This window comes from Cellulomonas edaphi (assembly GCF_030362815.1).
Classification (GTDB): Bacteria; Actinomycetota; Actinomycetes; order Actinomycetales; family Cellulomonadaceae; genus Cellulomonas; species Cellulomonas edaphi.
The window spans coordinates 1209779-1223279 of record NZ_JAUCGR010000001.1 but is presented as its reverse complement, the minus strand read 5'-3'; the positions used below and the strand labels follow the sequence as shown (position 1 = coordinate 1223279).

The following is a 13501-nucleotide window of genomic DNA, read 5'->3' as shown; positions in this document are numbered from 1 at the left end:
CGGGCTCGTCGTTCCCGTTCTTGGTCGCATCCGGGCTCGTGGTGCCGGGTCCTGGTCGCACCCGGGCTCTGTCGGACCGAGGCTCTAGGGTCGCTGCATGGATCGCGCGGTGCTGCCCCTGATCTTCGCCGGGTACGACGACGCCTGGAACCGCCTCGACGCGCGGCTCACCGGGCTCACGGACGACGAGTACCTGTGGGAGCCCGTCGACGGCGCGTGGTCGGTGCGACCCGTCGGGGACGGCTGGGAGGCGGAGCGGGAGATCCCGGACCCGGAGCCCGCTCCGGTCACGACCATCGCGTGGCGGCTGTGGCACCTGGCCAGCGACTGCCTCGCCGACTACCTGCACGCCTCGCCCGTGCCCCGGCCGGTCGCCGTACTCGGACGAGCCTGGCACGGTACGTCCGCCCCGGCCGTCGCGGACCTGCGGCTCGCGGCCGCCGCCTTCCGGGACACCATGGAGGGCCTCGGCGAGGACGGCATCTGGGAGCCGATGGGACCGCGGTGGGGACCGTTCGCCGAGTCGCCGTGGGCGGCGCTCGTGGTGCACGCGACGGACGAGCTCGCGCACCACGGTGCGGAGATCGCGCTCCTCCGCGACCTCTACCGATGGCGTGCCCGATGAACCGCGACGCCGAGCTCGCGCCTGCGGAGGTCCCCCTGCCGGGCGGCAACGTCGGCGGCGCGGTGCTCGTCGGCGACACGGTCCGCCGTCCCACCGGGCCCTGGACGCCGGCCGTGCACGAGCTCCTGGACTACCTGGACGCCCAGGGCCTGCCCCACATTCCCCGCGTGCTGGGGATCGACGAGCAGGGGCGCGAGATCCTCACGTACCTGCCCGGCGAGGTGGTGCCCATCGGTGAGCGCGCGCTGACCGACGCCCAGCTCGCTTCAGCCGCCCGGTGGCTGCGCCAGTACCACCGCGCGGTCGCGGGGTTCCCGCGCGGTGAGCGACGCTGGCGGTTCGTCCGATCGGCGCTCGCGCCGGGGCAGATCGTCTGCCACCACGACAGCGCGATGTACAACATGGCATTCGACGGCGACGACCTGGCCGGCGTCTTCGACTGGGACGTGGCCGGGCCGGGCGTGCCGCTCGACGACCTGGCGATGCTCGCGTGGAACTCGCCCCTGCTCGACCTCGGAACGGACCCCGCGGCGGCCGCGCACGGCCTCGTCCTCATCGCCGACGCGTACGGCGGTCCGGCACCCGCGACCATCCTCGACCACGTCTTCGTCCGCATGACCGACGCGTGCGACCGGATCGAGGGCGGCCAGCGTGCGGGCGACCCGGGCATGCTGCGGCTGGGCGAGAGGGACGAGCCGGCCAGCACCCGGCAACGGCTCGCGACGCTGCTCGGCAACCGGGACGGCGTCGCCGCGCTGCTCCGCTAGGCCCAGCCCCTCACGTCGCCCGACGGTCGGCGCCGCCTCAGGCCGGCTCGGGCTCCTCAGGGCCCTCGGCCTCCTCGGACTCCTCGGCCTGCGGCGGGTCGGCGACCCAGGCGGCCGCGAGCAGCACGATGCGCGCGATGAGGTTGACCCAGACCAGCAGCGTCACGATCACAGTCGCCGACGCGAACAACGGGTTCTTGTTCACGCTGCCGGCCACCACGGAGGTGCCCAAGAACCGCACGACGCCGATCCCCGTGGCCGCGATCACCGCACCGAGCAGCAGGTCCCGCCGCGGCGGGTCCTCCCCCGCCAGCAACGTCACGAGCAGCAGGAACATCGCGGCGTCGACGGCGAACGCCACGACGACGCCCACCACCCGCAGCGTCACGCCGCCCGCGTCGTCCCAGCCGAGGGCGCCGAGCACCCACTGGGCCGCGGCGCCGACCGTGGTGGTGAGGATCGCCGAGAGCAGCACGGCGAACGCGATCCCGGCGAGCCCGCCGAGCTGGCGCAGCTTGCCCTCCAGCATGTTGACCTTGCTCTGCTCGGCGAACATCGCGCGCACGCCGGTGCGCAGCGCCGCGGTGGCGGACAGCGCCGAGAGCACGAGCACCACGACCGCGACGATCCCCGCGACCGTCAGTCCGCCGCTGAGCTGGAAGGTCGTCTCCGGGTCGAAGCCCTTGCCGGTGCCCTCGGTGTCGATCAGGCCGGGCAGGTTGTCGTTGAGCGAGTCGAGCACCTTCTGGCGGAGCTCGTCGTTGCCGCCCAGCACCGCCATGAAGACCGTGTAGCCGATGGTGAGCCCGGCGAAGACGGAGAAGAGCGCGGCGTAGGCGATGCCGCCGGTCATCACGCCGCCGCCCGCCTCCATGAAGCGTGCGTTCGCCCGGCCGGGCCGGCTCTCCTGCCACCACGCGAGGAGTGCCTTCACGCGGGCGACGACACCGCCGATCCCCGTCGCCCGGTCGGCGGGCGCCTCCTGCGCGGGGGCCGTGGAGTCGTCGGGAGGCGCGGCGAGGTGCGCCCGGCCGGCGCCCACGGGTTCACTCATGCGCCGACCCTAGGCGCGGCGTTGCGCCTCGGCATCCGCACCGCTGCCGGTCAGCGCGTGGCTGCGGACCACGCGCCACACGCCGTCGGCGCCGTGCTCGTAGCAGTCCAGCGACTGCACCACGAACGTGGCGTCGAAGGAGGTCAGCTCGTCGATCGCTTCGTCGAGGGCGGCATCCTCCAGCTCGTGCGCCACAGTCACGTGCGGGTGGTAGTGGAACCGCAGCTCCTGCGCGAGCGGACCGCTGCGCGCCGCGCGCTCCAGCTGCTCGCACGCCGAGATGCCGTCGGCCACCTGGACGAACGCCACCTGGGACACGGGCCGGAACGTCCCCGTGCCGCGCAGGCGCACCTGGAACGGCGCGTGGCTCGCGGCCACCTCGGTGAGGTGCGCGGCCACGAGCGGCACGTCCTCGGGCGACACCGCCGTGGGGCCGATGATCGTGATGTGCGGCGGGATGAACGCCGCCATCGGGTCGCCGAAGCGGCCCCGGGCCGCCTGCAGCACCGACCCGTGCGGTTCCGGGACCGTGATGGCGATCCCGAGGAGCAGCTGGTCGCCGGATCGCTCCGGCAGCCTCATGCGCCGACCCGCACGCGTGGGCGCCGGGCGAGAAGGCCGGAGCGCTCGTACAGCCGGTCCAGGGTCACGGCGGCGATGTCCCGCGCCCTGTCGGCACCGTCGGCCAGGATCCCGTCGAGGGCGGCCGGGTCGTCGAGGTAGGCGTGGACCCGCTCCTGGTACGGCGTGACCCAGTCCACGACCACCTCGGCGAGCTCGACCTTGAGGTCGCCGTACCCGCGACCCTCGTAGGCGGTCTCGAGCTCCGCGACGGACCGGCCCGTGAGGGCGGAGTAGATGGTGAGCAGGTTCGAGATCCCGGGCTTGTTCACGGGGTCGAACCGGATCTCACGCTCGGTGTCGGTCACCGCGGAGCGGATGCGCTTGGCGATCACCTTGGGGTTGTCCAGCAGCTCGATCAGCCCGTTGGGCGACGCCGCCGACTTGCTCATCTTGGCCGTCGGGTCCTGCAGGTCGTAGATCTTGGCCGTCGCCTTCACGATGTGCGGTTCGGGCACCACGACGGTGCCGGCACCGAAGCGCGCGTTGAGCCGCTGCGCGAGGTCGCGCGTGAGCTCGAGGTGCTGGCGCTGGTCCTCACCCACGGGAACCAGGTGCGTGTCGTAGAGCAGGATGTCCGCGGCCATCAGCACGGGGTAGGTGAACAGGCCGACCGTGGTGCCCTCGGCCCCCTGCTTGCCGGACTTGTCCTTGAACTGCGTCATGCGGCCGGCCTCGCCGAACCCCGTGTGGCACGAGAGCAACCAGGCCAGCTCGGCGTGCTCGGGCACCTGTGACTGCACGAACAGCAGGCTGCGCTCCGGGTCGACGCCCGCCGCGAGGTACTGGGCAGCGGTGCGGCGCGTGCGCTCGCGCAGCACGGCCGGGTCCGGCCCGACGGTCAGGGCGTGCAGGTCCACCACGCAGTAGATGGCCTGGTTGCCCTCCTGCAGCGCGACCCACTGGGTCAGTGCGCCCAGGTAGTTCCCGAGCTGAAGGGAGTCCGACGTGGGCTGCATCCCGGAGAAGATGCGCGACGAGGAGGGGCTCACAGCCATTCGACCATTCTGTCAGTACGCGGGTGGGTGTTCAGCACCATTCCGACGCGCGGTCAGGTGGCCTCGTCGTCGAACGGCGCCGCTCCAGCGACGGTGGCCAGCGGCGTGGCCTTCGCCGCGGCGGGCACCTGCCGCACGTCCGGCTCGAGCAGCGCGTCGCGCACGATCCGGCGCGGGTCGTACCGCCGCGGGTCCAGCGTCGTCCAGTCGACGTCGAGGGCGTCGTCGCCCATCTCGGTGTCGATCCGGCCCTTGGCGTCCTTCATCCACACACGAGCCTTGCGCACCAGCGCGCCCAGCTGCTCGGCGTAGCCGGGCAGCCGCTGGGGGCCGATGACGATGGCCGCGACGACGAGGAGGACCAGCAGCTCCCCGCCGTTGATGTCGAACAACACCGGCTCAGGCTACCTCTCGCGCCTGCCCGGCACGGTCAGTCCCCCGCCTCGTCGAGCGTGACCCGGACGGTCCGCTCGGAGTCGCCGGTGCGCACCGACAGCTCGACGACGTCGCCCGGCGTGTGCGCCCGGATCGCCACGATGAGCTCGTTCGGGTCGGTGACCGGGCGACCGTCGATCGTCAGGACCACGTCACCCGGCCGGATGCCGGCCCGGTCGGCGGGCCCGTCGGGCGTGACCGGGCTGGTGCCGCCCTGCGGCTCCGTGGCGACCTTGACGCCCTCGCCCACGTAGCTGCGGTCGAGCGAGACGCCGATGATCGGGTAGGTGGCGCGGCCGGACTCGATGAGCTGCTCCGCCGTGCGGCGCGCCTGGTTCGACGGGATGGCGAAGCCCAGGCCGATGCTGCCGCCCACGCCCCCGACGCCGCCGGGCGGCTGGGCGATGGCCGAGTTGATGCCGATGACCTCGCCCGCCGCGTCGACCAGCGGCCCTCCCGAGTTGCCCGGGTTGATCGCCGCATCGGTCTGGATCGCGTTGATGAACGCGATGTCCGCCGCGTCGCCCGCCGACACCGGACGGTTGAGGGCGCTCACGATGCCCGTCGTGACGGTCCCCGCGAGACCCAGCGGAGCGCCGACGGCCACCACGGGGTCACCCACCGCGACGTCGCCCGAGTCCCCCAGGACGAGCGGCGTGAGCCCCTTCTCGTCGACCTTGATCACGGCGAGGTCGTAGTCGGGCGTGCGGCCCACGATCCGCGCGTCGCGCTCCCGGCCGTCGGGGAACGTCACGGTGAGCGTCCCGCCCGCGCCCGCGGCGCCCGCCACGACGTGGTTGTTGGTCAGCAGGTACCCGTCCTCGCGCAGCACGAAGCCCGTGCCCGTCGCGGCGCCGCCGTCGCCCGAGGTCGCCTCGATCGAGACGACGCTGGGCAGCACGCTCTGGGCGATGCCCGCCACGGAGTCGGGCGCGCGCTGCGGCCCGGTCGCCGGCGAGCCCGCGGCGTGCGTCGGAAGGTCGGCGGACGTGAGATGGTCGTCGTGCGACAGGTTGGCTCCCACGAGCCCACCGACCAGCCCCGCGAGCATGGCGAGCACCAGGAGCGGGACCACCCAGGCGACGGACAGGGTCCGGCGCTTGCGGATGCGGACCACCGCAGGCTGCCCAGCGTGCACGGGGGCGCCCGGCGGCCAGCCCTGCGGCTGCTCGGGTGCCTGGGCGGCGCCGAACGGTGTGCCGTCGTAGCCGGGAACCGACGGCGCCGCGGCGACGGGCTCCTGGTGGGCCGACGCCGACGCCTGCTGCGCCTCGAGCGACCACGGCGCGTGCTCGACGGGCGGCAGAGGTGCGGTGTCGTCGGGCGCGCTCGCGCCTGACGGGGCGACCGGTGCGGACGCGGCCGCGGCGTGCCCGGGCGCTGCGGGCTGGGACGGTGCCGACGCGGGCGCTGCGGGTTCCGGCGTTGCCGGTACGGGCCCTGCGGGCTCCCCCGCCCCGGGCGCGCTCGACGCCGGGTCTGCGGGCGCGGGCCCGGGCCCGGGCGGGATCGGCCGGGTGCCACCAGGCGACGCGAACCAGGGCGGCGTCGGCTCCGGGGAAGGGCCGGGCCGCTCGTCGGGCGTCGTCATGACTGGTCGAACACTCCTGTCACCGTGGTCCACCCGCGCTGGATCCGTGCGGGGACGCCGTCGTCGAACCGGCCGCCCGGAAAGCCTGCCACGAGATCGGCGGCCGCGTCGGACTCGTGCGCCGCGACCACCTGCACCACGGTGGCGCCCGACTGCCACACCACGTGCCACGGCTCGCGGGACAGGAGGGCCACCTCGCGTCCGCCGAGGGTCAGCTGCTCGGCGCCGTCCAGACGCTCCGAGTCGAGCCGGCCGGCCTGCTCGGTCACCACGACGGGCCCGTCGGGACCCGCGACGTCGATCTCGACCCCGCCGTCCGCGGCGGGCCGCACGTCGGTCACGACCCAACCCGCGGGCAGGTCGGCCGGGAAGGGCCAGCCGTGCTCGGCGAGCCACTCGTCGGACTCGTCGCCGTCCTCGAGGTCCCGAGCCACTGCGGCGCGCACGCCGCTCCCGGACGCCCCGGTGGTCGCCTGGCCCAGCAGCTCCAGGTCGGCGCTCAGCGCCCCCTCGGGCGCCATCGTCGGACGCTCCCCGAGCACGAACAGCATCGCGGCGACCGCGCCCACCCCCGCCAGCGAGCCCACCACCAGGCGGGTCGAGACCCTGCGCAGCGGGACCTCTCCGCAGAGGGCACCGCCCGTGCGCGCGGCCCAGACGCGACGGGCCGGCCCGCGGTGCAGGCCGTACGAGGCGACGTCGTGGGCCGTGCGGCGCGAGGGCGGCGCGAACGGGTCGGCCGCACGCGGCGGACCTGCCGGTGGCTCCGACGGTGCGAGCGACAGCAGCCGCGCGGCGAGGTCGGGCGCGGGGTCGACGGGGTCGGCCGCCGAGGAGAGTGCCGCACGTGCGGCGCGCGCGGCGGCGAGCTCGGCGGCGCACTCGGCGCACGCCGCTACGTGCGCCATGGCGCGCTCGGCCGCAGCGGGCGCGAGCTGGCCGTCGGCGAGCGCGCTGAGCCGCGAACCGAGGTGGCTCACGCCCGGACCTCGCCGGGGGCGTCGGCCAGCAGCTCCGCAGCGTCGGCGAGAGCCGTCCCCCGCGCAGCGCCATGGATAGCCGCAGGCGCGCGGTGCTCCAACGAGACCCGCAGCCGCGCGCGGGCGCGGTGGATGCGCGAGCGGACCGTGCCGAGCTTGATGCCGAGGGTGACGGCGATCTCCTCGTACGACAGCCCCTCGATGTCGCACAGGACGACGGCCGCGCGGTACTCCGGCGGCAGGTCGTCGAGCGCGCGCTGGATGTCGTAGTCGAGGTTGTCGTGCTCGAAGGCCCGCTCGGGAGCGGCCAGCTGGTCGGCCGTGGGGTAGCGGTCCGCCTCCTCGCCCATCGCGTCCATGCGGATGCGCTGGCGGCGGCGCGCCTGGTCGAGGAACAGGTTGGTCGTGATGCGGTGCATCCAGCCCTCGAACGTGCCCGGCTGGAAGGTGTGCAGCGACCGGAAGACGCGGACGAACGTCTCCTGCGTGAGGTCCTCGGCGTCGTGCCGGTTGCCCGTGAGCCGGTAGGCGAGCCGGTAGACGCGGGCAGAGTGATCGCGCACGATCTGCTCCCACGACGGCGGCTGCCAGCCGGGCTGGGGGGTGGACGGCACAGGACTCCTCGGGTGGTACGGGGCACCAGCATCCCAGGCGGGAGCGGATGCGTCGCATCGGGTGCAACGCGGCACGCGCGCGGAAAGTTCCGCGTCCGCTACCGGGCTCCACGCCGGGACTACGCTGGGCCCGCCTGCGACCGCGGGTTCATGTCCCTCATCGGCACGGGAGGCCGCCATCTCCACCGACAAGGCCAGCAGCTGGGTCTACTGCGAGGAGTTCGTCCCTGAGGACGAGGTCCTGCTCGGCGCGCGCGAGCGCGCGGGCCAGCTGGGCTGCACCCCCGTCCCCCCGGGCACGGGGGCCGCGCTGGCGGTGCTCGCCGCTGCGGCGGGGGCCAGGGCCGTCGTCGAGATCGGGACCGGCGCCGGCGTCTCGTCGGTCTACCTGCTCCGCGGCATGCCGGAGGACGGCGTCCTGACCACCATCGACCTCGAGGTCGAGCACCAGCGCGCGGCCAAGGAGGCGTTTGCCGACGCGGGCGTGCGCGCCGCCCGTACGCGGACCATCTCGGGCCGGGCGCTCGACGTGCTGCCGCGCCTGACCGACGGCGCCTACGACCTGGTGCTCGTCGACGCCGACAAGGAGAACGCGTCGGCCTACGTGGAGCAGGCCGTCCGGCTGCTGCGCCCGGGCGGCGTGCTGGCCGTGGCGGGTGCGCTCTGGCACGACCGGGTGGCCGACCCCGCGCGGCGCGACGAGACCACGACGGCGATCCGGGAGCTGGGGCGCACGGTCCGCACCGACGACCGTCTGCTGCCCGCGCTGCTGCCGACGGGCGACGGGCTGCTGGTCGCCGTCAGACGCTGAGCCGACTCACCGGCGAGTGGGACGGGCCCGCCCAGCGACCCGGCGTCAGTGCAGGTCGGCGAGGTACCGCAGGAGCAGGCGCGCACCGAACCCGGTGGGCCCCTCGTTGACCTCGTGCTTGGCGGAGGACGAGCGGGCCGGACCGGCGATGTCGAGGTGCGCCCACGCGCGGTCGCCCACGAAGTGCCGGAGGAACAGCGCCGCGGTGATGGACCCGCCGCCGATGTGCCGGTCGCTCGGCACGTGCCGCAGGTCGGCGACGTCGGAGTGCACCGCGTCCTCGTACTCCTCCACCAGCGGCATGCGCCAGGCGAGCTCGCCCGAGGCGTCGCCCGCCGAGGCGAGGGCCGCCACCAGGCGCTCGTCGGTGCCGTACAGGGCGGCATGCTGCCTGCCCAGGCCCAGCGTGGCGGCGCCGGTCAGGGTGGCGACGTCGATCAGCACGTCCGGGTCCAGCTCCGCGTCGGCCCAGGCGAGGGCGTCGGCGAGCACGATGCGGCCCTCGGCGTCGGTGTTGGCGATCTCGACGGTCGTCCCGCCGTACACGCGCAGCACGTCGCCGGGTCGGTACGAGGCGGCCCCGACGTGGTTCTCGGCCAGCGGCAGCACCGCGGTCACCCGGTGCAGGACGCCCGCCTCGGCGGCTCCGAGCACCGCCGCGAGCGCAACCGCCGCACCCGTCATGTCGGACTTCATGGGCACCATCGCCTCGCGCGGCTTGATGCTCAGGCCGCCCGTGTCGTAGGTGATGCCCTTGCCGACGAGCGCGACGTGCTTGCCGGCGGTCGCACCGGCCGGGGTGTAGGTGACGGCGACGAGCCTGGGCGGGGACGTGGACGCGGAGCCGACCGCGAGGATGCCACCGAAACCCTGGGCGGCCAGCTCGCGAGGCCCCAGCACCCGTGCCTCGAGACCGCCGCGCGAGGCCAGGCGCTTGGCCTGGTCCGCGAACCAGGCGGGGGTCTTGGTGCTCGAGGGCGTGATGGCCAGGTCGCGCACGAGCCACGTGGCGCGGGCGGCGGTGCGGGCGGCGTCGACCGCGGCGCTGACGCGCGTGCCGTCGCGGCCCAGCAGGACCAGCTCGGCGGGCTGCTCGGGCTTGGCGGCGGCAGCGGTGGGTGGCGCGTACGCCGCGAGCAGGTAGCCCTCGACGAACGCGCGGGCCGCCTCGGCGACCTGCGACGCCGACCAGCCGGGCTGGACGCCGGCGGTGGTCAGCACGCGCCCGAGCCCGGCGCTGGCGCGAGCCAGGGCCGCCCCGGCTCGACGCAGGTCCGTGCCGGAGTGCGCACCGAGCCCGATCAGGATGATCCGGAGCGGCAGACCGGTCCACGGGAGCGCGACGGCAGAGCCGACCGCCCTGGGCAGCTGCAGCACGTAGGACTCGCCTGCCGCGCCGGTCAGCTGGGTGCGGTCGGCGATCTCCGCCAGGTCGATCCCGTAGAGGGCCGCCGCGGCGGCAGCACCCTCGCCGGGTTGCGCGCCGACGTCCCCCTCGACGCCGGTCAGCAGGGGGATGGCGACGGCGTCGATGCTGCCGTCGGCCAGCGTCGTGCCGTCCGCGAGGGCGCCGTCACCGAGCTGGCCGCCGACGAGGGTGACCTCCGGAGGTGTCCTGCCGATGCTCCAGCGGGCGACGCTCGTCCGCCCGGATCCGGTCCCGCCGTCCGTGCGTGCCATCCGACTCGTCAGGAGACGACGGAGGTGAGCGCCTCACCCAGCTCGGCGGCCTCGGTCGCGTTGAGCTCGACCACCAGACGTCCACCGCCCTCGAGCGGGACGCGCATCACGATGCCACGGCCCTCCTTGGTCACCTCGAGCGGTCCGTCACCGGTCCTCGGCTTCATCGCGGCCATGCGGGGCCTCTCCTTCGCCTCGTGCTTCCCGACCGGGCCGTCCTGGCCGCGTTCTCACGCGCGCCACCTGCGGCCCAGCTGCCGGTTGTCCGTCGACCATCCTAGTTCACGAGGCGGACACACGACTTCCGCACGGGTCACCGGTCACGGCGGCCACCCGGTCGGCCCAGCCAGCCGCCACATGTCCCACACCCACACCGCCTGCAGGTACAGCATCGCCAGGAGCACGAGCGCGAGCCACAGCCGCCGCGCCCTTGCCGGTCGCGTCACCACGCCCGCGGTGACCGCCCCGAGCGGGAACGCGAGCAGCAGGAAGCGCGCGAGGCTGCTGCTCGGCTCGACGGCACCGGCGATGTAGAGCAGGTAGGCGGCGGGCCACGCGTGCAGCTCGGGGCCCAGCCGCCACGCCGCCGGCACCACGAGCACGGCGACCACGAGCGCGAACGAGGCCAGCAGCACCCAGGGCGCCAGGTTGCCGAACCAGAAGCGGCTGACGTACCCCCACGAGCTGAAGGGCGTCACGTCGGCCACGCCGCGCCAGGTGGCCTGAGTCTGGAGGTAGGCGTCGGGCTCGCCCGTCACCCAGCCGCAGATGAGCGGCCACGCGACCCCGGAGACGGCGGCCGCCACGGTCAGCCCCCCGAGGGCGCCGACGTCACGCCGGGTCAGGGTGTCGCTCCCGGCCCTGCTGCGCCGCCACCGCACCAGCGCGTGCACGACGATCACCACGGCCATCGGCAGGGCCACGGCGCGCGTGAAACCGAGCGCGACGACGACCGCCGCCGTCTCGAGGTAGCGCCGCTGCACCAGCATGAGCAGCGCGAGCGCGACCAGCAGCAGCGCGAGCGACTCGGTGTAGCCGATCTGCAGCACCACCGCGGTGGGGAACGCGCTGACCAGGGCCACCGTCGCGAGGGGCAGGCCGGGCCGGGCCGCGACCGCCCGCGGAGCGCCGACCGTGATCAGCCGGTGGATCACCACCATCGCGACGCCGCCGAGCACCACGGCCAGCAGCGGTGCGACCTGGTGGAACGGCGCACCCGTGAGCGACATCAGGGCGCGGACGACCATCGGGAACAGCGGGTAGAAGGCCCAGGCGTTCTGCACGACCTGGCCGTCGTCGCCGCGGGGCAGCTGGGCCGGGTAGCCATCCTCCGCCACCTGGCGGTACCAGTCCGCGTCCCAGAAGCGTCCGGTGAACTCGAGGTACGAGGGCTTCGCCTCAGCCCAGTAGCTCGCCTCCTGGTGCTGTGCGGTGAGCACCAGGACCACGGCGCTGAGCACGCGTGCCGCGGCGTAGACCGAGAGCGCCCGGACCCACCAGGGCCACGCGCGCGGGTGCCACGCGGGCAGCGCGCGCACCTGGCCCTCGCGGGCGTGCTGCTCGGGCTCCGTCGTCGTCGGCTGCTCGCTCACACGAGCCCTCGCACCGCGCGGGCGGGGGCGCGCTCGCCGCGGATCGAGGCCACCATGTCGAGCGTGCGACGGGTGGAGCGGACGTCGTGCACCCGGAACACGCGCGCGCCGAGCCACGCGGCCACCGACGTCGCGGCGAGCGTCCCCTCGAGGCGGTCGTCGGCCGCCAGGTCGAGCGTCTCGCCCACGAAGTCCTTGCGCGACAGCGCCATGAGCACCGGGTGCCCGAGTGCGACCAGGGCCTGCGTGCGACGCACGAGGTGGAGCGAGTGCCACGTGTTCTTGCCGAAGTCGTGGGTGGGGTCGACGAGGACGCTCGCGGGGTCGATGCCGAGCGACACGGCCCGGGCGGCACCGGCCGAGACCGTCGAGACGACGTCCTCCACCACGCCGTCGAGCGGGTCGACCGCGTCGGTGGGATACTGCACCCGGAACGGGTCGGTGCGCGGGCGCACCCCACCGGTGTGCGAGCAGACGACGCCCATGCCGAGCTCGGCGGCCACCTCGACCAGCTCCGGGTCGTGGCCGGCCCACGTGTCGTTGACGAGGTCGGCTCCCGCCTCGCCGGCCGCCCGCGCCACCGGAGACCGCCAGGTGTCGACGCTCACGAGCAGGTCGGGGTGCCGGGCCCGCACGCGCGCCACCAACGGCACCACGCGCGCGATCTCCTCCTCGACGCTCACCACGGGCCCGCGCCCTGCGCGCACGCCACCGAGGTCGACGATGTCGGCGCCCTCGCCGGCGGCGCGCGCGACGGCCTCGTCGGCCGCGGCGTCGTCGCCGTACCGCGCCGGCGCGTAGAACGAGTCGGGCGTGCGGTTGACGACGGCCATGACCACGAGGCGGCCGGCGTCGAAGGTGCGGTCACGCAGCCGCAGGGGGGCGCCGGGCGCTGGGACGCCCGGGATCACGACGAGGCGTCCTGCGCCGCCTGCTGCGCGGCCGCCGTGTCTGCCACCGCCTCCGCCTCGGCGGCGCGCAGCTCGGCCCCGCGAGCGAGGACGATCTCGACGGCCTCGTCGGCCGAGTCGACGAGCTGGATGAGGTCGTGGTCGGCCGGCCCGATCAGGCCGCGCTCCATGACGGGCCCGCTGACCCAGTCCAGGAGGCCTTGCCAGTAGTCGCGCCCGATGAGCACGATGGGGAACTCCATGACCTTGTGCGTCTGGACGAGGGTGAGCGCCTCGAAGAGCTCGTCGAAGGTGCCGAAACCACCGGGCAGGACGACGAAGCCCTGCGAGTACTTGACGAACATCGTCTTGCGGGCGAAGAAGTACCGGAAGTTGACGCCGAGGTCGACGTAGTCGTTCATGCCCTGCTCGAAGGGAAGCTCGATGCCGAGGCCGACGGAGACCCCGCCCCCCTCCTTGGCCCCCTTGTTGGCCGCCTCCATGATGCCCGGGCCGCCGCCGGTGATGACCGCGTAGCCGGCGCGGACGAGCCCGGCCCCGACCGCCACGCCGTGCGCGTAGTCAGGGTGGTCGGGCTTGGTCCGGGCGGAGCCGAACACGCTGACCGCGGGGCCCACGTCCGCCAGGGCACCGAAGCCCTCCACGAACTCGCTCTGGATGCGCATGACCCGCCACGGGTCGCCGCTCAGCCACGTCGTGTCACCGGCGCCGCTGAGCAGACGCTGGTCCGAGGTGGTGGCCGGTATCTGCCCGCCGCGCAGCAGCACCGGACCCTTGCGATAGCCGTGCCCGGGGGCCGGCTGACCGTCGTCGCTCATGCCA

15 protein-coding genes are annotated in these 13501 nt (G+C 74.5%); 3 read left to right on the top strand and 12 right to left on the bottom strand.

Going from position 1 to position 13501, the window contains the following annotated elements:
• Positions 1-97: 97 nt before the first annotated feature.
• A complete protein-coding gene (locus QRT05_RS05730; RefSeq protein ID WP_289445982.1) occupies positions 98-625 on the top strand; it encodes a DinB family protein in 528 nt (175 codons plus the stop codon).
• Positions 622-1392 (top strand): phosphotransferase, encoded by a 771-nt coding sequence (locus tag QRT05_RS05725; RefSeq protein ID WP_289445981.1) that lies wholly within the window; start codon positions 622-624, stop codon positions 1390-1392. The genes QRT05_RS05730 and QRT05_RS05725 overlap by 4 nt, the downstream gene beginning before the upstream one ends.
• Positions 1393-1429: 37 nt before the next feature.
• On the opposite strand, the gene QRT05_RS05720 is transcribed toward QRT05_RS05725, so the two are convergent.
• Genes QRT05_RS05720 through sigE form a run of 7 tightly spaced genes read right to left on the bottom strand, consistent with a single transcriptional unit; the run spans position 1430 to position 7685 of the window.
• On the bottom strand, positions 1430-2446 hold the full coding sequence (locus tag QRT05_RS05720; RefSeq protein ID WP_289445980.1) for a YihY/virulence factor BrkB family protein: 1017 nt from the start codon (positions 2444-2446) through the stop codon (positions 1430-1432).
• Positions 2447-2455: 9 nt separating this feature from the next.
• Complete coding sequence (locus QRT05_RS05715; RefSeq protein WP_289445979.1) at positions 2456-3028, bottom strand: 2'-5' RNA ligase family protein; 573 nt, start codon at positions 3026-3028, stop codon at positions 2456-2458.
• Complete coding sequence (trpS, locus tag QRT05_RS05710) at positions 3025-4065, bottom strand: tryptophan--tRNA ligase (RefSeq protein ID WP_289445978.1); 1041 nt, start codon at positions 4063-4065, stop codon at positions 3025-3027. The genes QRT05_RS05715 and trpS overlap by 4 nt, the downstream gene beginning before the upstream one ends.
• A 53-nt stretch (positions 4066-4118) precedes the next feature.
• Positions 4119-4460, bottom strand: coding sequence for a Sec-independent protein translocase family protein (locus QRT05_RS05705; RefSeq protein WP_326522633.1), 342 nt, complete (start codon positions 4458-4460; stop codon positions 4119-4121).
• A gap of 35 nt (positions 4461-4495) precedes the next feature.
• The gene (locus tag QRT05_RS05700; RefSeq protein WP_289445977.1) at positions 4496-6091 is read right to left on the bottom strand and encodes a S1C family serine protease; all 1596 of its coding nucleotides are present in this window, start codon (positions 6089-6091) and stop codon (positions 4496-4498) included.
• Complete coding sequence (locus QRT05_RS05695; RefSeq protein ID WP_289445976.1) at positions 6088-7071, bottom strand: zf-HC2 domain-containing protein; 984 nt, start codon at positions 7069-7071, stop codon at positions 6088-6090. Before QRT05_RS05695 ends, QRT05_RS05700 begins: the two co-directional genes overlap by 4 nt.
• Complete coding sequence (gene sigE / locus QRT05_RS05690) at positions 7068-7685, bottom strand: RNA polymerase sigma factor SigE (protein WP_289445975.1); 618 nt, start codon at positions 7683-7685, stop codon at positions 7068-7070. Before sigE ends, QRT05_RS05695 begins: the two co-directional genes overlap by 4 nt.
• A 178-nt stretch (positions 7686-7863) precedes the next feature.
• Here sigE and QRT05_RS05685 point away from each other — a divergent pair, with 178 nt between their 5' ends.
• Positions 7864-8496 (top strand): O-methyltransferase, encoded by a 633-nt coding sequence (locus QRT05_RS05685; protein WP_289446121.1) that lies wholly within the window; start codon positions 7864-7866, stop codon positions 8494-8496.
• A 45-nt stretch (positions 8497-8541) separates the two neighbouring features.
• On the opposite strand, the gene QRT05_RS05680 is transcribed toward QRT05_RS05685, so the two are convergent.
• The 5 genes from QRT05_RS05680 to QRT05_RS05660 form a co-directional block, all read right to left on the bottom strand.
• Complete coding sequence (locus tag QRT05_RS05680) at positions 8542-10176, bottom strand: leucyl aminopeptidase family protein (protein ID WP_289445974.1); 1635 nt, start codon at positions 10174-10176, stop codon at positions 8542-8544.
• Positions 10177-10184: 8 nt separating this feature from the next.
• Complete coding sequence (locus QRT05_RS05675) at positions 10185-10352, bottom strand: DUF3117 domain-containing protein (RefSeq protein ID WP_013772033.1); 168 nt, start codon at positions 10350-10352, stop codon at positions 10185-10187.
• Between the two features lie 144 nt (positions 10353-10496).
• The gene (locus QRT05_RS05670; RefSeq protein WP_289445973.1) at positions 10497-11768 is read right to left on the bottom strand and encodes a hypothetical protein; all 1272 of its coding nucleotides are present in this window, start codon (positions 11766-11768) and stop codon (positions 10497-10499) included.
• Complete coding sequence (gene folP, locus QRT05_RS05665; protein ID WP_289445972.1) at positions 11765-12679, bottom strand: dihydropteroate synthase; 915 nt, start codon at positions 12677-12679, stop codon at positions 11765-11767. The genes QRT05_RS05670 and folP overlap by 4 nt, the downstream gene beginning before the upstream one ends.
• Positions 12676-13497, bottom strand: coding sequence for an LOG family protein (locus tag QRT05_RS05660; RefSeq protein WP_289445971.1), 822 nt, complete (start codon positions 13495-13497; stop codon positions 12676-12678). Before QRT05_RS05660 ends, folP begins: the two co-directional genes overlap by 4 nt.
• Positions 13498-13501 lie beyond the last annotated feature (4 nt).